At 50.2% G+C, this 21456-nt stretch carries 19 protein-coding genes, 1 tRNA gene and 1 pseudogene; 13 read left to right on the top strand and 8 right to left on the bottom strand.

Annotated features, from left to right (window positions below; genetic code table 11):
• Position 1: 1 nt before the first annotated feature.
• The 6 genes and pseudogenes from P4S53_RS03885 (at position 2) to P4S53_RS03860 (ending at position 5497) form a co-directional block, all read left to right on the top strand.
• Positions 2–763 (top strand): hypothetical protein, encoded by a 762-nt coding sequence (locus P4S53_RS03885; protein ID WP_337111469.1) that lies wholly within the window; start codon positions 2–4, stop codon positions 761–763.
• The gene (locus P4S53_RS03880; RefSeq protein ID WP_337111468.1) at positions 748–1155 is read left to right on the top strand and encodes a hypothetical protein; all 408 of its coding nucleotides are present in this window, start codon (positions 748–750) and stop codon (positions 1153–1155) included. Before P4S53_RS03885 ends, P4S53_RS03880 begins: the two co-directional genes overlap by 16 nt.
• A gap of 93 nt (positions 1156–1248) precedes the next feature.
• The gene (locus P4S53_RS03875; RefSeq protein ID WP_337111467.1) at positions 1249–2478 is read left to right on the top strand and encodes a multidrug effflux MFS transporter; all 1230 of its coding nucleotides are present in this window, start codon (positions 1249–1251) and stop codon (positions 2476–2478) included.
• A complete protein-coding gene (locus tag P4S53_RS03870; RefSeq protein WP_337111466.1) occupies positions 2475–2870 on the top strand; it encodes a GNAT family N-acetyltransferase in 396 nt (131 codons plus the stop codon). Before P4S53_RS03875 ends, P4S53_RS03870 begins: the two co-directional genes overlap by 4 nt.
• A 323-nt stretch (positions 2871–3193) precedes the next feature.
• Positions 3194–4310 (top strand): annotated as a pseudogene (locus P4S53_RS03865) (ISAs1 family transposase).
• Between the two features lie 407 nt (positions 4311–4717).
• Positions 4718–5497, top strand: a complete 780-nt coding sequence (locus P4S53_RS03860) for an IclR family transcriptional regulator (RefSeq protein ID WP_337111465.1) — start codon at positions 4718–4720, stop codon at positions 5495–5497.
• Positions 5498–5519: 22 nt separating this feature from the next.
• Here the strand turns inward: P4S53_RS03860 and P4S53_RS03855 are convergent, their stop codons facing one another.
• The 3 genes from P4S53_RS03855 to P4S53_RS03845 form a co-directional block, all read right to left on the bottom strand.
• Positions 5520–6278, bottom strand: coding sequence for an IclR family transcriptional regulator (locus tag P4S53_RS03855; protein ID WP_337111464.1), 759 nt, complete (start codon positions 6276–6278; stop codon positions 5520–5522).
• Between the two features lie 47 nt (positions 6279–6325).
• Entirely contained in the window at positions 6326–7234 is a 909-nt protein-coding gene (locus P4S53_RS03850; RefSeq protein ID WP_337111463.1) for an SMP-30/gluconolactonase/LRE family protein, read from the bottom strand.
• A gap of 132 nt (positions 7235–7366) precedes the next feature.
• A complete protein-coding gene (locus tag P4S53_RS03845) occupies positions 7367–9502 on the bottom strand; it encodes a TonB-dependent siderophore receptor (protein ID WP_337111462.1) in 2136 nt (711 codons plus the stop codon).
• A gap of 387 nt (positions 9503–9889) precedes the next feature.
• Between P4S53_RS03845 and P4S53_RS03840 the strand changes: the two genes are divergently transcribed.
• Positions 9890–11884, top strand: coding sequence for a methyl-accepting chemotaxis protein (locus P4S53_RS03840; protein ID WP_337111461.1), 1995 nt, complete (start codon positions 9890–9892; stop codon positions 11882–11884).
• A gap of 131 nt (positions 11885–12015) precedes the next feature.
• On the opposite strand, the gene P4S53_RS03835 is transcribed toward P4S53_RS03840, so the two are convergent.
• The 4 genes from P4S53_RS03835 to P4S53_RS03820 all read right to left on the bottom strand — a co-directional run bounded on the left by P4S53_RS03835 (position 12016) and on the right by P4S53_RS03820 (position 15232).
• On the bottom strand, positions 12016–12867 hold the full coding sequence (locus tag P4S53_RS03835; RefSeq protein ID WP_337111460.1) for a hypothetical protein: 852 nt from the start codon (positions 12865–12867) through the stop codon (positions 12016–12018).
• A gap of 154 nt (positions 12868–13021) precedes the next feature.
• Complete coding sequence (gene trxC, locus P4S53_RS03830; protein WP_337111459.1) at positions 13022–13456, bottom strand: thioredoxin TrxC; 435 nt, start codon at positions 13454–13456, stop codon at positions 13022–13024.
• Positions 13457–13630: 174 nt separating this feature from the next.
• Positions 13631–13834 (bottom strand): hypothetical protein, encoded by a 204-nt coding sequence (locus P4S53_RS03825; protein ID WP_120512404.1) that lies wholly within the window; start codon positions 13832–13834, stop codon positions 13631–13633.
• Between the two features lie 270 nt (positions 13835–14104).
• On the bottom strand, positions 14105–15232 hold the full coding sequence (locus tag P4S53_RS03820) for a M14 family metallopeptidase (protein WP_337111458.1): 1128 nt from the start codon (positions 15230–15232) through the stop codon (positions 14105–14107).
• Between the two features lie 138 nt (positions 15233–15370).
• Here P4S53_RS03820 and P4S53_RS03815 point away from each other — a divergent pair, with 138 nt between their 5' ends.
• The 3 genes from P4S53_RS03815 to P4S53_RS03805 all read left to right on the top strand — a co-directional run bounded on the left by P4S53_RS03815 (position 15371) and on the right by P4S53_RS03805 (position 18139).
• Positions 15371–15835 carry an NUDIX domain-containing protein gene (locus tag P4S53_RS03815; protein ID WP_337111457.1) on the top strand — a complete coding sequence of 155 codons (465 nt, stop codon included), beginning with the start codon at positions 15371–15373 and terminating at the stop codon, positions 15833–15835.
• A gap of 96 nt (positions 15836–15931) precedes the next feature.
• Positions 15932–16022 (top strand) — tRNA-Ser (locus P4S53_RS03810).
• Between the two features lie 731 nt (positions 16023–16753).
• Complete coding sequence (locus P4S53_RS03805; RefSeq protein ID WP_337111456.1) at positions 16754–18139, top strand: FAD-binding oxidoreductase; 1386 nt, start codon at positions 16754–16756, stop codon at positions 18137–18139.
• Between the two features lie 96 nt (positions 18140–18235).
• Here P4S53_RS03805 and P4S53_RS03800 read toward each other — a convergent pair whose 3' ends face one another.
• Positions 18236–18682: a DUF3429 domain-containing protein gene (locus tag P4S53_RS03800; protein ID WP_337111455.1), complete on the bottom strand. Its 447-nt coding sequence runs from the start codon at positions 18680–18682 to the stop codon at positions 18236–18238.
• A gap of 253 nt (positions 18683–18935) precedes the next feature.
• Between P4S53_RS03800 and P4S53_RS03795 the strand changes: the two genes are divergently transcribed.
• The 3 genes from P4S53_RS03795 (at position 18936) to P4S53_RS03785 (ending at position 21252) form a co-directional block, all read left to right on the top strand.
• Positions 18936–19418: a nucleoside deaminase gene (locus tag P4S53_RS03795; RefSeq protein ID WP_337111454.1), complete on the top strand. Its 483-nt coding sequence runs from the start codon at positions 18936–18938 to the stop codon at positions 19416–19418.
• The gene (locus P4S53_RS03790; protein ID WP_337111453.1) at positions 19415–20626 is read left to right on the top strand and encodes a cyanate transporter; all 1212 of its coding nucleotides are present in this window, start codon (positions 19415–19417) and stop codon (positions 20624–20626) included. The genes P4S53_RS03795 and P4S53_RS03790 overlap by 4 nt, the downstream gene beginning before the upstream one ends.
• A 203-nt stretch (positions 20627–20829) precedes the next feature.
• Positions 20830–21252, top strand: a complete 423-nt coding sequence (locus tag P4S53_RS03785; RefSeq protein ID WP_237795871.1) for an organic hydroperoxide resistance protein — start codon at positions 20830–20832, stop codon at positions 21250–21252.
• Positions 21253–21456 lie beyond the last annotated feature (204 nt).

Raw genomic sequence — 21456 nt, 5'->3', positions numbered from 1 at the left:
TATGAAGAAGCGTTTAGGTTTAGTCGGATGCGGAAATCTGGGTTTTTCTCTGGCTTATTACATTGGTAAGCTCGGATTTGACGAGCTATTTGTTCATGACTTGGACCAGGAGAAATCGCTCAAGCTGAAAGAAAATATCTCAAAGGTCTATCCAATGATGCATGTCGAACAAGGGATATATACTAACAAGGTTGATGTAATACTGCTTTCTCTCAGTGGCCCACAGACAATTGAGTTTGTTACCGATCCAAAGAACCATTCATGTTTCAGTGGAGATAAGGTCTTCGTCAGTCTGGGGCGCCCTAGCTATGATGATATTGCCCAACATGAAGCGCTGGATCGTTACCTCGTTGAAAACAATATCACCCTATTGTTCGGACTGGGTTTAGAACCGGGTCTCGTCGAAATACTTATGCAATATGTAGCCTGGCAACAAGGCTCCAAATCGCTAACATGTCTCCGTTCAGTTTGTGGTGGCGTGCCGCTTAATCCGACGCCTCCGCTAAATTATGACCTTCTCTTCGGGGACAGGTTGCCATCATTAAATCGAAGGGCGTTATTCAAGTTAAATGGAAGCCTGAGTTACTGCAATCGATTCGATATGTGTGAAAGAAGTTTTGTAGATGGCGTCGGTATGCTTGAAGTGTTTCACGATGGGCTGTCTCCATATCTTCTTTCTTCCCCTACATCAAGGATATTCCGAATATTAAGCAACAGACGGCAAGGTGGCCCGGATTTTTCGAATGTATGCGGACGCTTATAGCGCTGGGTTTACTGGAAGATGCCCCCACGCTTGCCGGTGACCTAGTGCCGAATGACCTTACCCATTCTATCCTGATGCAAAACGGTAATCTCAAACGCAATAGGCCTGACATCAGCTTTGTCGAAGTGACTGGAGAGCTCGCTTCTGGAGGCGAAGTAAAAGTCAGCCTTGTATCAACCTGGGACGAAGAATCTAACCTGACCGGTATGGCTAAGCTCACCAGCTTCATGGTGACTTGGGCTGCGTGGGAAATGACCAGGTCGCACAGGGATTGCCGGGCTGGTTTGATACTGAGCCACCAATTTTTCCATGGGGAAAAGACAAGTGAACTGCTCGAGTCCTTTAAAGAGCATATCGGCTGTACTGTAAAACTCTCTTTTACAGGTCAGTAATACCGGCCACATAGGTGTAGCATACCTGCCAGTACGGCATGGCAGGTTTTGGCAGGTATGCACTCGAAACCTGAGCAACAAACAAGGATAAATATGCCTCAGAAAAAACATGTCCCACTATCTCGTGAAGAGCTTAAGGTGGTGGCCATTCTAACGCTACTGCTTTTTATCGGCTTGATGGGTACGGATATTCATCTTTCTTCATTGCCGGAAATGACAACGTTCATGGGCTCCACCCAGAAGCTGATGCAGTCCTCAATATCAATTTTTCTACTTGGCGTTGGATGCAGTGCCCTTGTATACGGACCATTAAGTGATAAATATGGGCGGAAGCCGGTCATCATGATCGGAATTTCCACTGCCATAGCCGGCAATTTGTGGGCAACCACGCTCTCTGATATCGAGCCATTCCTGATTTCCCGCTTTATTCAAGGTGTGGGTAGTGGCGTGAGCCTCGCACTGTCTCGTGTTGTACTGTCTGATATCGTCCAAGGCGAGCGCTATGCCATTACCAGTTCCTACATAACCATGTTCACGGGACTGTCTATTGTCTTTGGGCCTGTGATCGGCAGTGCCATTCAATCATGGTACGGATGGCAAACCAACTTCTTGGTGATGGCTGCTATGCTCTTTTGCATACTTGTAATCTACGCTCTGCTATGTCCGGAAACGAACAGATACAAGGACCAATCCATAAAGTTGCATGAATGCTTCGCGAACTATCGCTCAGTGCTTAGAAACGATGTCTTACTTCTGGCAACAGTACTTTCGGGCATTGGAATGGCCTGCTTCGTGATGTATACGAGTTCTAGCTCCTTTATTCTGCAAGAACTATTCGGGATGTCCCCGACCGACTATGGGTGGATGTCCGCGTTTGTTGGGGCCGGTTTACTCGTAAGTCGCTCTATCTTGCCTAAGCTCATCAATAGCTACGGTATGCACATTGTCATCGCTACTGGATTGATTATCCTCATCGTAAGCGGCTTTTCATTGCTAGTTTTAACAGAGTCAGGATACCTGTCTACTACGACGTTCCTTATTAGTGTTTCAGGCGTATTCTTCAGCTACACCTTCATAGTGATCTGTGCGTCTGCAATATCAATGACCCCATTTACTGACAAACGTGGCGCGGCAGGCGCGGTCTACTCCTGCTCGCAGATGGCGCTAGCCTTCGTGGTGAATGCTTTAGTGTCAGTGATGTCCGATAACAGCGTCCTGATCATCAGCACAACCTATATAGCCCTTCCCATAATAGGTCTGTATTTATGTAGAAAGATTCAGACAAAGCAATTACATTCAGCCTCAGGAGTTAAAGCTCAATGATTGAGTACCGCCGAAATCACCCATTGGATCCGCAGGAAGTTGCAAGAGTATTTAAAGCCTCCGGCATTAACCGGCCCAGTGATGACATCCCACGGATAACATCTATGCTCGAAGGTGCGAACCTGATTGTCTCAGCCTGGCATGAAGATAAACTGATTGGTGTATGTCGTGCACTTACCGACTACTGTTATTGCTGCTATCTGTCAGATCTTGCCGTAGACAGAGCTTATCAACGACAAGGAATTGGGACAGAGCTTATCTCTCAAGTCAGAAAGGCAACTGGAGACGAAGTGTCCTTAGTATTGCTTTCAGCACCGGGAGCAATGGACTATTACAAGCGGATTGGTCTCACTCTGGTTGACAATGCTTTCGTCAAGAAACGATTGAAATAGATTACTCGACGAACACTAGCCATAAATTAGGGTTCTATCGCAAAGTTGACGGGATGGGGTGACGTGTTGATGATGTTCCAACTTTTCCAGGGAGCATCCACGGCATGGCACCCGATTTTTCCGGCAAGCAATACCCTGACATATTGATCCTTCAGGCACTCCGTTACTATTTATCCTATCAAGTGCTTCATCACTGCAATACGCTCAATATCAAGGGGGGACAGTTATCAGGGCAAGATCATGAACATTTTTCGCTCAATGCTAGGTGAAAATTGACCAGACGAACCAATTGTGATCTTATGCTCCTCTTTTGAGGAGTGGCCATGAATATCGATACCATCAAAGAACATTTCAGCATCATCCGTGACGAACGACAAAGCGCAAAAGTGGACTATCCTCTGTTTGATATTTTGTTTGGCTCAATCTGCGCCGTGATAGCCGGAGGCCAAGGCTGAACCGATTTTCGCGAATACGTCCTTGGCCACCATGAGTGGTTTCTTAAACAGAACCTGTTTGAAAATGGGGTCCCCGTTGATGGTACCTTTGCTCGTTTGCTTGCGAGTATAGATCCCGCTGAGTTTCGTGACTGCTTTCTTGCCTGGATGAAAGCGGTGCACAAATTGACCTGCGGTGAAGTGGTTGCCATTGATGGCAAGACCTTGCGCGGCTCCTATGACAGAGACGACAGGCAAAGCACCATCCATATGGTGAGTGCCTACGCCAGCGCCAACCAACTGGTATTGGGTCAACTCAAAACCGACAACAAGAGCAATGAAATCACCGCAATACCGGCGCTGATTAAAATGCTCGACTTGCGAGGCGCTCTCGTGACAATTGATGCGATGGCCTGTCAGACCAAGATTGCAAAAGCAATCACCAGCAAGGACGGAGATTACTTATTGGCGGTTAAGGGCAACCAGAGCAAGTTAGCGGCAGCCGTACAGACCGCTTTCGCCCCACACCGCCGCGCCCCAATAGAGAAGACCACGTGTCAAAATGAGAAGCAAAAGGGGCGGGTTTAAGCGCGTACTTGCCATGTATTGAATGCCAGTGAGCTGGAGGGGGACTTCTCCACTTGGAGCGGGCTGACCAGCATCGTGATGGTCGAAAACTACCGTGCGGCAAAAGGCAAAGAGCCAGAGTTGGAGTATCGCTACTGCCGAACTGACCCCAGAGCAGGCCGGGAGTGCCATCCGCGCCCACTGGGGTATTGAGTCAATGCACTGGATATTAGATGTGAGTATGCGAGAAGATGCTTGTCAGATTTACCGAGAAAACGCGGCTGAAAACCTAGCGGGGTTAAGGCACATGGCACTGAACATGCTCAGAGCTGAGCCAACCAAGATTAGCGTGCCGATGAAACAGAAACGTTGCATGATGAAACCCGCCTTTTTGGAGCAAGTCCTTGTGGCTGGATTTACGTCAATGGCTAAACCTTAACCATTCATGCGGACGCCCTGGTCAGGTCTTGTTTTTTGCCTATCGGTATTTTCCATATTCGAGTTAATTTATCTTTTGCTAATTTAGCAGAGTCGCTGACTCAGTTTTGTCCAAATGTGTGTTTGCCAATTTCATCACACTTCCCAGGGAAAAATTCAGGACGAATTTTTAGGTTGTCGGTGCCGGGAGCGCCTACAACCGGCCCGGACAACAGCAACGAACAAACAGGCATTTCTGGGCCAGCAAAGAGTGTCTGGCGCGTGTACACCATGGCGAAGAAACCACTGAACTCAAGCGCGACATACCTGACAGACTTTAAAGAGAACACACCCCACTTCCCGAACCTTATATTGATCACCCAGAATGAACCGTATAACCTGAACTGAAACAACACTCTAAGAATCATTATGAGCACAACTAAGCCCATTACCCGAAAAGAAAAAGGCTCGACGATTGAGCGTGTCTTACGGATTTTATCCTTTATCTCCGAGCACGAAGGTCAGTACGATCAGAATGAACTGGCTGAGGCGATGGATCTCCCCAAGCTGGCCACGGCCAAACTGCTGGTTCAGTTAAAAGAACTTGGCATTCTGCGCGAGAACATGCTGAGAAAAGTCATTGCCGGACCAGAATTCAGACAAATGGCGCTGGCCGTGCTGCGCAATAAGGTGTTTGAGTCACGGCGCCTGACAGTGCTGGAAAGGCTGTCGGCACAAATTGGTGAAACTTGCGGGGTCTCTGTGCCGAACGGCATCGAAATGTTGTATTTTGAGCGGGTTCAGACCAACTGGCCTTTGCAGATCAGTCTGCCGGTCGGCAGCTCAGTGCCGCTGGCGGCGACAGCATCGGGTAAATTGTATCTGGCGACCTTGCCGGACAATGTCCGTCAGGTGATTCTGGATAACATTGCGCTGGAAGTCTTCACCGAGCATACCCTGGTTGATAAAGCGCAGCTTGAGCAGGAGCTGGCTGTTATCCGTGAACTGGGGTATGGCCGGGATAATGGCGAGTTCATTGATGGGATGGCCGCGGTTTCTGTGCCCATCGCGCGGGATGGCCTGCTGCTGGGGTTTTTGTTCTGTCACAGTCCGGTCGTACGCCATTCCCTGCTTGATCTGGAAACCTTTGTGCCCCTGATGCAAGACGCCGCGGATGAGATGATGGCAATGATGCTGAACGGCGATTAGCCGTCAGCGGCAAAGGGCTGTGTCAGGTCAGATCGCGGATATAGCCCTGCAGCTGATCCCGGGTCCGTTCGAGATCCGGTAAATACGTCAGTAACTGATCCAGACTTTTGCGTGTTTTCGGGCAGTGGCAAAACAGCGATGCCAGAAATTTGCCGTCGGCGGATTTGACCGGAATCGCCACCGCCACCAGGCCGTCAATGAATTCTTCGTTATCCACGCTCACCTGACGTCCGCGGATCAGCTTTAATTCCTGTTCCAGTGCATCTGGATCGGTCTGGGTATTTTTGGCCAGTTTGGTCATCTCCAGCTGACCGATAATGCGTTCGCGCTGCGTTTTGGGCAGGGAGCTCAGAAACAACTTACCGCTGGCGGTTGCCCAGACCGGGGTTTTCATCCCTATGGGTAAGACAATCTGCAGCGGCCAGTTGGTCTGAATCCGTTCGTGGTACACCATTTGATTGCCGTCCGGAATGGCGATGCCACAGGTTTCTTTCACCCGGCGCGACAATCCGTGCAATATCGCCTGAAGCTGGGCTTTCCGCTCGTTATTGCTGTTCAGTTTGAGGGCAATGCGTTTGAGTTCAGCACCGGGATAAACGTTGCCGCGTTCATCGGCCGTCAGAAATTGTTCGTCATCGAGTTGCTGAACCAGACGGTGATAAGTGGGTTTTGGGATCTCAGAATGAAAAATCAGCTCCGGCAGCGGAACCGGCTGTTCCTGTCTGGCGCTCTGGGTGATGATTTCCACAATGCGACTGACGGCGTTGGCTTTGTTTTCCATAGCTGGATCCTGTAATTCCTGTTGTCCGGCGATTATAGCGGGTATACCTATTGCCTAAAAGGTTGATGTGGAAACGATTCACAGAAAATATTGTCGGCGTTTCCTTCAAACAGAGCGGGCATCACAAAGGTACAGCCAGAGAGTGGCTGCTCACTGCGTTCCTGCTCAGACATGCCATACCAGCCCGTGGTGACAAACAGCAGGTCGAGCTTGTCGCCGCCAAAGGTACACCGGGTCGCGTGTTTAACCGGCAAGGCTTCCAGATGAATACATTTGCCTTCCGGGTTGTATATGCTGATCGCGCCTTTATTCCAGTGGCACACGTAGAGATTTCCCAGCCTGTCGGTCGTCAGCCCATCCGGTAAGCCTTCCTGCTGCGGCAACTGTATCAAGACCCGTTTGCTGAGTACGCTAGTCCAGTCTTCATTCATTTGCAGCTCAATCACCTGTCCGCGGAACATATTGGCGACGTAGGCGCGCTTCAGACTGGCATTAAACGCTATGCCATTGGCAACGGCATACCCGCTATCAATCTGACTGATGGTCTGGGTGCTGGCCTCATACCGGTACAGACAGCCATCGGCTTGCTCGAGGTGGGTTTCATTCATGGAGCCAAACCAGAGATCGCCATTCGGGCAGTTCACTGCATCGTTCAGCCGTATGCCGGCCAGTCCTTCGGTCGGGTCGGTGATAAATTCAAAGCCAGTGAAATCTGCCTGGCAGCGGTATAAACCGGTTTTTGTGGCGGCGAGCCAGCCCGAATGAGCAGGCGCAATGGCCGTGACTGCGACCGGGACCTCGGTGGCGCGATGGGTTTTTGTTTCCAGGGAATACTGGTGGATGCGGTGATCTTCGGTATCGACCCAGAACAGGGTCTGCGCTGAGGCCAGCCAGATCGGTGACTCGCCAATTTCGCACGGGGTGTCCGCCAGAGTCTGAGCGAAGGGGTTTCTCATGTTATTAATTCCTATAATGATATTTAAAGTATCAATATAGATTAATTATTGCAGGGGTGAACCAGTGGTGTTGAAAAAACAAAACCCTGCTCACAGAGCAGGGTTCTGGTGGTCATTTTGCGAGTGAACGCATTACCAGCGGTAATTCAGGGTGGCAATCACACTGCGCTCTTCACCGTAGTAACAATAGTAGTCACAGCTGGACACATAGGTTTCGTCAAACAGGTTGTTGACGTTCAGCTGAGCCTGCCATTGGTTGTTGATGTTATATTGCGCACGCATATCCCAAACGGTATAAGACGGAACATTCAGCATTGCTGCGCCTGTTGACGTGTGACCGACAGAAGAACCAATGTATCGGACACCACCGCCAACCGTTAAGTCTTCAGCGCCTATGCTGGCAAAGTTGTAATCAGCCTGCGCTGAAGCCATGTGACGTGGAATGAGCGGAGAACGTTTCATTTCAGCACCTTCAGAAGGTTTGTACTGACTGTCGTTGTAGGTGTAATTGAACGCGACACTGACGTTTTCCATTGGTTTGGCGACAGCATCCACTTCAACACCGCGTGAAGTGACTTTACCGGCCTGAGTCTGGGATCCGCCGTCAATCGATGAAACCAAGCCATTGTTTTGATCGATATTAAACCAGGCCAGATTAATATAGCCGTCAATGAACTCAGGTGTGTATTTCACACCAGCTTCAATCTGTTCACCTTCCAAAGGTTTATAAACCTTATTGGTTAGTGGATCGATAGAGGCAATGACTTCGAAAGACTCTGCATAACTGACGTATGGAGACAGACCTGATTCGGACAAATACATCAAACCACCGCTCATGGATAAGTGGTTGTCTGAAACATCTTCGTCAGTATTTGCCGTCTTGTTTTCGTTATCCACATCAACTTCGTCGAAGCGGGCACCTATTGTCGCGATCCATTTACCGTCAAACTTGAACTGGTTTTTGGCATATAAACCAGCTTGCTTTTTGGTGATCAGCGCATGTGTTGCCAAACTCGGATCTGCCGGAGTGAAGTTGCCGTACTCAGGATCGAAAGCATTGATGGTTCCCATGTTTGAACCCATAGTGTTGGGCCATGGATTTTCTTTGCTGTCGTTCTTGTAATACTGTAAATCAAGACCAACTAATAAGGTGTTTTCTGTGCGATCGCCATACCAATGTCCAGTGACCTGATTGTCCAGACTGTATGTGTCTGTTGTGCCATCACGATAAATTAAACCGCGGAACAGGTCGGCAGATGTTTCACTGCCAAAGGCGTAAGTGCTGCGCAGTAGAAGGTCTGTATAAGCGTAACGAGCATTTTGTTTCAGGCTCCAAACGTCATTAAATGTATGGCTCAGCTCATAACCCAATGAAATTTGCTTATTGTGATTGATGTCGTAATCGGGCTCACCCAGATTTGTTGACGGGTCGATTTTACCTTGTGGGGTATCGATTAATGTACCGTAAGCAGGGAAAAAGCCGTTTGTCGGAACCCCTTCATCCTCTTTATAGCTGGCAAGGAAAGTAATGCTGGTGTCGTCAGACATGTCCCAGGTCAGGCTTGGTGCGAAGTAATAACGGTTATTGTAAGTACCGTCCAATGTGCCATCCCGCTCACTCGCCAGGCCGACAATCCGATAACGGACATCGCCCTCTTCATTGGCGTAGTCGGAAATGTCGACACCAATGCGTTTCAGGTTCCGGTTACCGGTTTGCAGCTGTACGTTCCCCTCAGGTGTGTCGGTCGGACGTTTGCTGATGGCATTGACAACCCCTCCCGGAGGCGCTTCACCATAAAGCACAGAGGCGGGTCCTTTCAGGATTTCAACACGCTCAAGACCGAATGGCTCGAGTGTCCAGACATAGTATCCGGTCGTGAATAGGCGGTTACCGTCTAAGTAAGTTGCAGCATCGAAACCGCGGACTTTAAACCAGTCCGTATCTGTATCTGAACCATAAGGCGCTGAGAGTACGCCAGCCTGATAGCGTAGCGCTTCATCCAGCTTCTGGAATTGATTCTTTTCCAGACTATCCTGATCAACAATCGCCATGTTACGAGGCGTTTCAGCCAGTGGTGCTTCTACTTTCAATGTTGACGCAGTCACAACCATCGTCTCTGGCTCAACATCCGGTACGCTGCGCGTTGCATCATCTGCGAATGCAGGTAATGCGATAGCGAATAAGGAAATCGGCAGCATATTTTTGTGGCAGATTTGTCTGATGACCAGCCCAAGCGAACTTGGACTCGGCTTGAATAATTGTGTCATAACGCGGATACCCAAAACGAATGCAAAAAAGATAAGAACTGATAATTATTGTTATTTGCAATTATACTGACAGATCGTTCAGATTGCGTGATGTAGATCACTTTTTTGGAGGGGTGTGGCGATTTAGGGGAATAAACAATCAACCAATGTCATATTTCTGCTGCAAAATACTGGACTTGGTGCATATTATTGTTTATGGGTTCGCGAAAGGGATGTGTCATGCTATGAAGCGACACATTTATTCAATTTGTTTAATAAGATGTGCTTTTTTGAGGCATTTACCACACGTAATGCTGAAAAAATTCATACTTTGATGACAAAGTGTTCACAATTGGTATCGCTATCATTATATTGGTCCAACATACGAAGTAAACGGACTTGTCAGTTATGAATTTATCCATTGCAAGGAAGCTCAGGGTCAGCTTTTTCTTGTTGACTGCATTATTTTTAGCCGCAGCAATCATTCTTTACCTTCAGATCAGTAAAGTGGAAAGCCATGCTGATTCACTGCTGAATGTCGATATTCCCACTGTAGATGCCAGTCGTTCCATTCAGCAAAATGCCGAATTTTCATTGTCCAGTTTGCGGGCTTATATGCTGGCGGCAGATGACGCGCGCCAGGAAAGGTACCGTCAACAACTTGACGATGCGTTCACCAAAGTGGATGAAGAAGTTAACCGTTTACAAAACCATTTGAGTGAAGCGCAATTTCAGTTAGTGAAAGCGGACTGGGAAGCGCTGAAAGCCAGTGAAAAAGCGGTGGCCACGATGAGCCACACGCCGGAAAACCTGCCTGCGCATACGTTATTGCAATCGGAAGCGGCGCCGTTGGCTGAAGTGGCTTTAGATCAGCTGCAGGGCATGCTCAATGAAGAAGAAAGTAACCCTGTTGGTGACGATCGAAAGCGCCTGATGAAGCTGCTGACGGATGCTTATTCGTCTTTATCCAACGGCCTGGGTGAATTGCGGGCATTTTTGATCAGCGCCGATCAGGACAATCTGGACAAGTTCGAAGAGTACCTGCGGCATCACAACCGGGCGGTCTCTGAAATTAACCGCAAGCAGGACAGCCTGAGCGACAGCCAGAAAAGTCTCTGGTCGCTGTTTAAAGAAATGCAGGATATGTATTTGCCCATGGCGACAGACGTGGTCATGCACCGTCAGGCACAGGACTGGAATAAAGCCAATTATCTGATGGAAACAGAAACCCTGCTTGCGGTTGAACAGCTGGCGCAAACCATTGAAACCGTGGTGAGCGAACAGCAGGTGATTGCGGCTGAAAGTGGTAAGGCCATCAGCAGCAGCGTGCAGAAAGTGGTGGTGTTGCTGATTGCCACCAGTGTGATTGCCAGCTTATGTTCTTTGTTTATCGCCACCTGGCTGGGGCGGGACATTGGTTCGCGTTTAAGCCGTGTCGTCACACGTGCGGAAGAAATATCGCACGGTAATTTCTCTGGTCAAGCGCTGGCAAACAAAGGCTCTGATGAAATTGCCGCGTTGATCGATGCGGTGAACCGGATGTCTGTGGCTTTGTCTGGTTTAGTCACCGGAGTGTCGACCAAAGCGCACGCAGTGAATGCCAGCATGGATCAGTTGCTCGCCACCAATGCTGATACGGCCGGTGAAGTGAACGATCAGGCCTCACGCATTAACTCTGTGGCGACAGCAATCGAAGAAATGTCTGCCACGGCCCATGAAACGGCCCAGAATACCCAGGCAGCCTCTGACGATCTGGCCCACTCGGCTTCTTTGCTGGTGAATGGCGAGCAGGCGCTGGATCAAAATCAGCAGACAGTGACAGAGCTCAATACCCTGGTGGCACAGGCCAGTGACATGGTTCAGCAACTCAGGGCCGACAGTGATCGCATCGAACATGTGACGGAAGTCATTCAGGGGGTGGCGGAGCAGACCAATCTGCTGGCGTTGAATGCGGCGATAGAAGCGGCCCGTGCCGGCGATCTAGGCCGCGGATTTGCGGTTGTTGCTGACGAAGTCCGCCTGCTGGCCCAGCGCACCACGGAGTCGACAACAGAGATTAACGCGATTGTTGAAGCCCTTCAGGCGTCCACCCATCAGGTAGTCCAGGTGATTGAACAGAGCCAGTCTCTGGTTCAGGTCGGTACAGAGCATACGGCAACCGCCAATGAAATGCTCAAAGATACGGTTCGCTATATGGAGGTGGTGTCGCAGAAGGTGAGTGATATTGCAGTTGCGACTGAACAGCAATCGAATGTGTCACAGTCTGTTGCTGAGCTGGTGCACCAGTTGTCTTCTTCTGCCGACGATGTGTCGGGCAATTGCGACAATGCCAACCAAACCTCGCAGTCCATCAAATCCCAGGTAGATGAACTCAACAGCGCGATGAAGAAATTTGTGGTCTAGCGATTCTCTTTGTCTTGCAAACAAAACCCGGCAACCGCCGGGTTTTTTGTGCCTTCTCAATGAATGGCTTGATGCCATTCTCTGCCGAAAGGGGCGAAGGGGACAGACTCCGTCCGGGGCAGTCCGCCAATTCACGACGAGCACACAAACCATGCTTTGGCACTGGCCGTGATATAAGCTTCTTCATGCCAGTCTAAGCGCTCTAAGGTTGGCGCGGTCCGGATATCCCCTTTGTATTTTTCGGTCACCAGGACCCTGACTTTGCCATCGGTGGCATTGCGGACCGTGCCACGATAGGTGTATCCCAGTGTGCTGTTGCGCGGCCTTTCATACAGGCAGACATTTTCGCCGACACTGGTGTAAATGTGTTCGCTTTCTTCTGTCCAGGCACCATTGGCTGCCGGTGCCTTGGTGGGTTCAATCAGTGCGGTTGCTGCCGCTGGCGCGTCCAGCAGCCTGCGTTCGGGCGAGTAAGGCTGGTAGCCCAGCACGATGGCTGAGTTGTACCATTCGTCGTCCGGCGCGCCATCATTTTCGATCACTTTCAGTGTCACGAACGGGCCATCGAGACACAGATCTGCCCATTGATCCGTACCACTGATACTGGCAGAGAAGAAAGGGTATTCCTCGGCCGTGTCGGTGTTGACGACGCACCAGGTGCCCGTTTCCTGATGATTCAGCTGGCCATTGTTGAGGTCACACACCTGCCTCGCCAGATTCTGAAACTGCGCGATATCTTCTGCGGCCTGTTCCGGGCTGTTACTGCAATACCGGTAAGTATATGAGAAGGCGCTTTTGGGGTAATACTGCCCTTTGTCAACCACGGCACCGTTGGCACGCACCTCATTTTCGTCAATGAAATCCTGGGCCGTGTCATACATGCTGTAATCACTGCTGAATCCCAGAGAGGACAAGCTGCCACATCCCGACAGCCAGAAAAAGCCTGTCAAAGCCAGACACGCGCGAGAAAAGTGCTTTTGCATATCATCAACACCTGTTACCCAAACACATTATTTTTATGAGGTTAAGTATAGGTAATGACTTGAAAAAGTGAAGGAATACAGAGGTTAACAATGACGCGGTATCTTTAATAAGAAAGAGACCGCGGCATTGATCACGTGATATGTGCGCAAAGGGTTATTTTGCCAGAGCCTGATTCAGCCACTGATCGAAGTGAGATTTCGGCAGTGCGCCATTGATGGTATCAACCAGCTTGCCTTGTCTGAAGACCATAATGGTCGGAATACTGCGGATACGGTATTGCGCCGCCAGCGCCTGCTGAGCTTCGGTATCAATTTTGACAAAGCGCACCTGTCCGGCTCTTTCTGCCGCGACATCTTCAAATACGGGGGCAAAACCCACGCACGGGTTACACCAAGGGGCCCAGAAATCGACCACAACGGGCTGTTCACTTTGCAGGACTGCCTGGAAGTTATCGGCCGTGCCTTCGAGTGGTTTTCCGTCAAGCAGTGCTTCTTTACATGCACCACAGACGGCTTTGTCATCAATGCGTTCAACGGGGATACGGTTCAGCCCCTGGCAATGCGGGCATCGGGTGGTGATAGTCGACATAATCAATTTCCATCTGTCTCAATATGGGCTCAATGTACTGATTTTATGCCGTTCAGAAAAGAGGGAATCGGGCAATTAATGCAATAGAGAAAAACGATGAAGGGGTGACAATGCATGGCTAATGCAAGAGAGCACATTAGCCATGACGAGATCAGTCGAGTTCACTGCGGGTTTTCAGTGTAATAAACCCAGCTCTTTGGCTTCCTCAATGGTTAATCCGCATTCACGGATGTCACGCAGCATTTCGATACGGCGGCGTGCGGCAGCTTGTTGACGTTTATTAGCAGAAACTTTAGCAGATGATGCTGATTCGTCCTGCTGATCCCACTTGTTAGCGGCATCAGCCATTTCCAGATATTCAAGTGAGTTGATAGACACAATTACCTCCTGAAAGCACTATGCGTCGAGATCAGGCATATCTTTATCAGAGCTTTCAGACAGCGTCAAAGTAAAGAAATCGTGCTTTGTGACCAATGGCGTATTTGTGAGATGAAGTCGTCAGCAGGATAAAGTTCTGCTTTGACAGAATTGATTTTCAGAGTATCTTCCGCCTTTCCAGCCTGAGAAAATGCAGGCTGAATCTTGCGCCATCCAAGTGCTAAAAAGCCAGTCCGGAGACTGGCTTTTGTCTTTCTCAAACCGCAATCATCAGCGCAGTTGGTCAACAACCACGCGGACTGCGGCTAACATGTCCTGACCGAAAGCCAGACTGCGTTCCGGCGACCAGCCATAAAAGGCATCCGGTTGCAGGTTGTGATCTTTGAACGGCATTTCAACGGTATATGCCAGACACTGAAATTGCTCACCAACCCAGGCTGTCCCCATGTTCAGATTGGCTTCGCCCGGTGCATCTTTGTCATAGCCATAGTCATCCTGAAATTCCGGCGTAATGGTCAGCAAGGCTTGTTTAAAGTTGTGTTCCAGCGTGGCGTGACGCTCGTCATATGAAGGAATGCCTTCACAGCCAGCGACAAAATTGTATGGGATGGCTTCATCACCATGAATATCGAGGAACATGTCGACGCCGGTCTTCAGCATACGTTCCCGGACCAGAAAAACTTCCGGGCTTTTTTCCATGCTGGGGGCCAGCCACTCACGGTTGAGATTGATCCCCGCCGCATTGGTTCGCAGATGGCCTCTGATGCTGCCGTCCGGATTCATATTCGGCACAATGTAAAAGACGGCACGATCAAGCAGCGCACGGCCGACCGTGTCGGTTTCATCAAGCAGGCGCTGCAGCAGGCCTTCCATGAACCATTCTGCCATGGTCTCGCCCGGATGCTGGCGCGCAATGATCCAGATCTTCTTCTTGCCTTCGCCTGGTTCGCCGATCGTCAGCAAACTGACATCATTGTTATCAAGCGTGCTGCCCAGGGTTTCCAGTTCACAATTGAAGTTCATCTGAGCCTGATGCAGCAAATCCAGGTGTCTGTCGTAACTGTAGGGGGCAAAGTAGGCGAAATACATGGAACGCTGTTCGGGAATCACTTTAAAGCGCAGGGTGTCGCCGTCAAATTCAGCCGGGATGCGGAACCACTCTTCACGATCATAAGATGCCACGACATCGTAATCTTTCCAGCCTTCAGGATAGGCAGATGTTGCTAAGTCTTGTAACTCGAAGGCATGTTCAACCTGAGCCTGAGTTTCCAGACGAAAGTGAAACCATTGATAAAAATCAGACTGGTTGTCTTTTTTGATTCGCAGCTGAATATCACCGGGCTGGTCGGCTTTTACAACATCAATATTGCCGCTTTCGAAGTTACTGAAAATATTCATCTCTCTAAACCTTGTAAGGTAAATGAAGGCAGAAGGTTAGCACAACTATAGCAAGAGCATAACCAGCCTGCTGTTTGCCGCGGTATCTTCAAGCCGTTAAGCTAGGTGCACAGTAAAGTAACCACAGAGGTGACAAGGTTGGGATTACATTATGCATCACGGGCACTGATAGAAGTGCAGGGAAAAATACTTCTGGTCAGACGGGTTGGGGAGGCATTGACGTTTCTTCCCGGCGGCCATGTTGATGCCGGTGAAGCGGCAGTGCAGGCGGTCGCAAGAGAAATTCGTGAAGAAACCGGGCTTACTGCAGAGATCGGCGATCTGATCGGCATTGCTGAAAACGACTGGCAGGAAAACGGCCAGCATCAAACGGAAATCGCGCTGGTGTTTCGTGGCCGTCTGGTGGGTATTGATGAGCCGGCAGACATTGCCTCAAAAGAACCCCATCTTGAATTTATCTGGACAGACAAGTTACAACTGGATGCACATCAGCTTCACCCTGTTGCTCTGCGCGATATTATCCGTAATGACACTAGTCAGTATCAGGGATTTGTGGCGTCTGACTTAGACCAAATGGCGGTTTTTGATGCAGGAAGAGAATAAAGTCGGCAGTTAACTTTTGCTTTGATGGCTTATTGAGCACTTGAACTTTTTTACTTTACAGCGCCATCATCCCCACGTATGATTCGCCGCACTTACGGAGAGATGGCTGAGTGGTTGAAAGCACCGGTCTTGAAAACCGGCATACGTTAATAGCGTATCTAGGGTTCAAATCCCTATCTCTCCGCCACATTCAAAAGCCTCGTCTTAGACGGGGCTTTTTTCATTGAGATTTAATGTGCGTTTTCCGGGATTTGAAAATCCCTCTATCCCTTGTTCTGGCTCCACCACATTCGAAGAAACCGCTGAACTATCAGCGGTTTTTTTTCGCCTGAACCTTGGCAAGATGAGATAGGGTGAAGAAGCCTGGACCGGGGCGGACGGCTAGTCTCAGCCGAGCGAAGCGAGACCACGTTGCCTTCAGGCAACGCCCGAAGGGGCGCGAGCTTGCGAGCGATAAATCCCTCTGTACCTTGTTTTGGCTCCGCCACATTCAAAAGCCTCGTCTTAGACGGGGCTTTTTTCATTGAGATTTAATGTGCGTTTTCCAGGATTTGAAAATCCCTCTATCCCTCGTTCTGGCTCCGCCACATCCGAAGAAACCGCTGAACTGTCAGCGGTTTTTTTTCGCCTGAACCTTGGCAAGATGAGAGAACAAGCCGAGACAGGATGAAGAACCCTGGATGCAGGCAACGGGTAGCTTCAGTCACTGGCATCGCCCCGATTCTCCAATTCTGTACTTCGTCTCAATAAGGGACAACGCCGCCCTCGTGAATAGGTTTTACTCTATAGACAAGTTGATTTGATGACACGGGATCCAGTCCGGGTCACCGTGGAGCGCCTGCGTCATAAAACACTGTCGGCTGAAGCAGCCAATACTCTGTGATTATGGTTCAGGTCATGAATAACGCGGAGGCGGGTATGAGCCAGTTAGAGGCGGCATCCATTGATAAATTCAGGGTGCATTTTCAGGGGACGGTTATCGTCCCCAAAGATGATGAATATGATGAGGTTCGCCAGATCTGGAACGCGATGATTGACCGTAAACCGGCGCTCATCGCGCGATGTGTTTCGGCAGAATGTGTGATTCAGGCGGTGAATTTTGCCCGTGAACATGACCTTCTGCTGTCAGTGCGCGGCGGGGGACACAATATTGCCGGTAACGCGGTTTGCGATGGCGGGATCATGATTGATCTGTCCTTGATGAAGGCGGTGCATGTGAATCCGAACACCCGAAAGGTGATGGTGGAACCGGGCTGCACACTGGGCGATGTAGATGCCGTGGTACAGAAATACGGCCTTGCAACCCCTTTCGGCATTAACTCAACCACAGGGGTGGCAGGCCTGACCCTGGGCGGCGGTTTTGGGTGGTTAAGCCGTCTGCACGGTATGACGGTCGATAATTTACTCTCTGCCCATGTTGTGACTGCCAAAGGCACACAGGTGAAAGCCAGCGAGACTGAAAACGCTGATTTATTCTGGGGATTACGGGGCGGCGGCGGTAACTTTGGTATTGTCACCAGTTTTGAGTTTCAGCTGCACCCTGTTGGCCCGGATGTGCTGAGCGGGCTGATCGTCTTTCCGTTTGAGCAGGCAAAATCCATTCTGACGCAATTTGCCCGCTTTACCGAGTCCATGCCAGAAGCGCTGAATGTCTGGATGGTGACACGCAAAGCGCCGCCTTTGCCATTTTTGCCGGAAACGGTTCATGGCAAAGAAATGATCGCGCTGGCATTGTGCTATTTTGGCGATCCGGCAGAAGGTGAAAAACTGATTGCGCCGTTGCGCAGTTTCGGTACACCTTACGGTGAGCATGTTGGCGTGCAACCCTATGTTGCCTGGCAGCAGGCTTTTGACCCTTTACTGGCGCAAGGTGCCCGGAATTACTGGAAGTCGCACAACTTTACCCATTTATCGGATGAAGTCCTGGATGTGCTGATTGAATTCGCCGGCAAGTTGCCGTCACCCCAGTGCGAGATATTTATCGGCACCATTGGCGGTCAGACAGAAAAAGTCTCATCCGATGCCATGGCATACGCCAGCCGTGATGCACGCTATGTCATGAATGTACACGGGCGCTGGGACACCGCCGCCGAAGATGAAGCCTGCATTGCCTGGGCGCGGGAATTCTTTTCTCAATCACAACCTTTCGCCAGCGCCGGGGCATACATTAATTTTCTGACTCAGGATGAAAGTGATCGTGTGGCTTTCGCGTACGGGGATGCATACACGAAATTGGTTGCACTGAAGAAAAAATACGATCCCCATAACCTGTTCAGAATGAATCAGAATATCAAACCAGAATAAGCGAGCTTTGCTGCAAGAGAAAACATCAGGCTTATTAACGAGACCGTTCCAACTGGAGCGGTCTCGGTTTGTCTGTTTCAGGCTCGTTTGTATCAATTAAATCAGCATCACCACGCCATGCAAAACAATCACGCCTGCAGTCAGTCTGCCACGCAAGGTCTGATACCCCTTAGGGTTTACTTCCCCTTCGGTTTGCCGGATGAGCTTCTCAGCAAACCAGACGGCGGCATAACCCAGTGCCAGTAAACCGATCGCGATAAGCGCATGTTTATGGCCTTGCAGGATGGCCGCCCAGGCAAGCAGCACAAACAGATTGCTCAATATCAGGGCATTGCGGCTGAGTGTATGGGAAATATGGTCGATGGCATTGCCCCACAGGATGCCGGATAAAAAGCTCAGGATAACTGCACTGTAAGCGATGAACATTTGTTGCCCGGACAGGTTAAAAAGCGTGATGTCGGCAACAGCAAGCAGGGCGGTGATAACAAAAGGGACCAGCCCTAAATACCCGAGTTCTTTCATGATGGTGTTGGGTTTTTGCATGAGCCAATCCTGTGTAACAAGCATGAGGTAAGCGCTTACCTTGTTGTATTGACTATAGCTTCTGGAAAGATCTCCCGCCAAAAGCAGTGGTGTCTTTTGGCGAGAGAGCCTGAGCAGAATATGCTCAGTATTTGATTTTCGAATACTTGCCAGTGCATCATTTAATTTCAGAGTACTCAGGACAATACGTATAGTGTCGGTTTATCCTGTGTAATGTATCCAGTCATAGTCACACGTAAGCAAAAGGCGCAGTATGAATCCATTTTTATCGCAAGCTATCTTATTGGCAGAGAAGAACGTGAAAGAAGGCGGACGCCCCTTTGGCGCAGTCGTTGTAAAAGACCAAAAAGTGATTGCGACAGGGGTAAACCGGATGCAGGCCGAGTGTGATCCGACGGCTCACGCGGAGCTGATGGCATTACGTGAAGCCGGAAAGGCGCTCCAATCCCCTCGGCTGGATGGCTGTAAAGTGTATGCCAGCGGTCAGCCCTGTCCTATGTGCTTAGCCGCGATGCGCATGTCCGGTGTGACAGAGATAGTGTTTGCTTACTCGAATGAACAGGCGGAATCGTTTGGTTTGTCTACCGCTGCGATTGCACGCGAGCTGTCTGTGCCTGTTGGACAGCAAAGCTGGGCGGTGATCGCGCATCAACCGGATCCGGCAGCGGCGGAGGCTGAGCACCATCTGTATGAAAAGTGGCAGGTGGCAAATACACTTCATGACACCCAATCATGATACCGGCTGCCAAGTATGCTCAGCATCGCTCAGGCTGGATGATACTTGTCCTGATTGTATTCATCGGGCTGAATCTCAGACCTTTTCTGGTGGCTCCCGGTCCTATTTTAAACACCATCATGCCTGAGTTAGGCATGACGGTGTATTCGGCCTCTTTACTGACACTGCTACCGATGCTGCTGATGGGCGTCGGTGCGTTTGTTTCGCCCGGACTGCAAGCCGCCTGGGGAACCCGGAAAGGGATGCTGATTGCTCTGGCGGTCCTGTTTCTGGGCTCCGTGTTGCGAATTTGGGTGCAGGATGGATTGATGTTCATCTTCACGGCTGTGTTGTGCGGGGCGGGCGTGGCATTCGTACAGTCAGCCATGCCCGGCTTGATTAAATCCTCGTTTCCCCGGCAGGTTGCGCCCATTACGGGGGTGTATTCGGCGTGCCTGATGGTGGGCGGTGCGCTGGGTGCTTACAGTATTCCGCATCTCATGGATGCTGGATTGAGCTGGCGTCAATCGTTAGGGCTGCTGGCGGTGCCTGTCTTTATTGCGCTCCTGGCTGGCTGGCGGTATTTAACAGGAGTTCAGACAAACCGGCCGGCTATGTCGCAGGTGCGGACTTTGTTGCACCGTCCTCGCACCTGGTCTTTGATGGCTGCATTTGGCTTGGTCAATGGCGGTTATTCCACCCTGGTCGCCTGGCTGGCACCGTATTATCAGTCACTGGGCTGGGAGCGCTCCGACAGTGCCACACTGATTGTTGTGATGTCTGTTTGTCAGGCAATCAGCGCTGTGGGACTGCCAGTATTGGCAAGAAAGCAAACGGACAGACGTTGGTGGCTCATGCTGACGCTGGTGATGCAGTCGGTAGGCTTTTGTGGGTTGGCACTCTGGCCGGCCGGAATGGCTATGTTGTGGGTCGGGATGTGTGGTGCAGGGCTGGGAGGCAGTTTTGCATTGATCATCGTGACTGCGTTAGACCACAGCAAAGCGCCTGAAGCGGCAGGCACACTGGCCGCGCTGATGCAAGGCGGCGGATTTATTCTTGCTGGCCTTGCTCCCTGGGTGATTGCCTTACTGAATGATATGACGGGTTCGTTTGTGTCTGGCTGGCTGCTGCATTTGGGGCTGGTGGTGATCACTGCCTGTCTCTACTGGCGATTCAATCCGCGCGATTACGATCAGGTCATGCAGCCTGTGGCTCTGAGTCACCGATGATCACAGTGCCGGGATCAGGCGCAAAACGGCAATTGGGGTACTGAGCAAACGTCATTTCTCAGAGACTCAGCTACAGTTATTTCTACAGAAGAATTTGACGGTTCAGGCAATTGGAGAGAGGCCAGGCATGGCGTTGAATACCTTTCCAGCAGGATGTGTTCTACCGTCATTGAACTATCGCATTCACTCAATGGAGAAAAGTAATGAAAGTTCTGTATTCAACACAAGCAACATCGACTGGCGGCCGTGACGGAGCATCGGAGTCAGCGGACGGTAAACTGAAAGTGAAACTCAGCACGCCAACCGAACTGGGAGGCCAGGGAGGAGAAGGCACTAACCCGGAGCAGTTATTTGCAGCAGGCTATTCCGCCTGTTTTATCGGTGCAATGAAATTTGTTGCCGCTCAGGACAGCATCAAATTACCTGGCGAGCCAAGTGTGACAGCGCAGGTCGGGATCGGTGAAAATCCTGCCGGTGTCGGGTTTGCAATTGATGTCGAGCTGCACATTTCACTGCCGGGAATGGATCGCGAAGCGGCGACTCAACTTGCTGAAAAAGCACATCAGGTTTGCCCTTATTCGAATGCGACGCGCGGCAACGTGCGGGTAGAGCTGGTTGTGAAATAACATTCATTCTCTGACAATGTCTGGATATGAATCGAAAAGGGCTTCATAGCCCTTTTTTCGTTGAACTTCATCACACTACACAATTAAAGTGCCATCTGTCAGCAAGCCTGAATCCGGTTGGGTAGCTTGATAATAATAAAAACAGCGATGACCCGTTAAAAAGCATGTCAAAGAAGCAATGGTCGATTATTGAGAATATTAAAA

Origin of the sequence: Photobacterium sp. Hal280, assembly GCF_037162255.1 — a bacterium.
Lineage (GTDB): Bacteria > Pseudomonadota > Gammaproteobacteria > Enterobacterales > Vibrionaceae > Photobacterium.
Note: the sequence above shows the minus strand (reverse complement) of the source record. Positions and strands in the feature narration are given on the sequence as shown.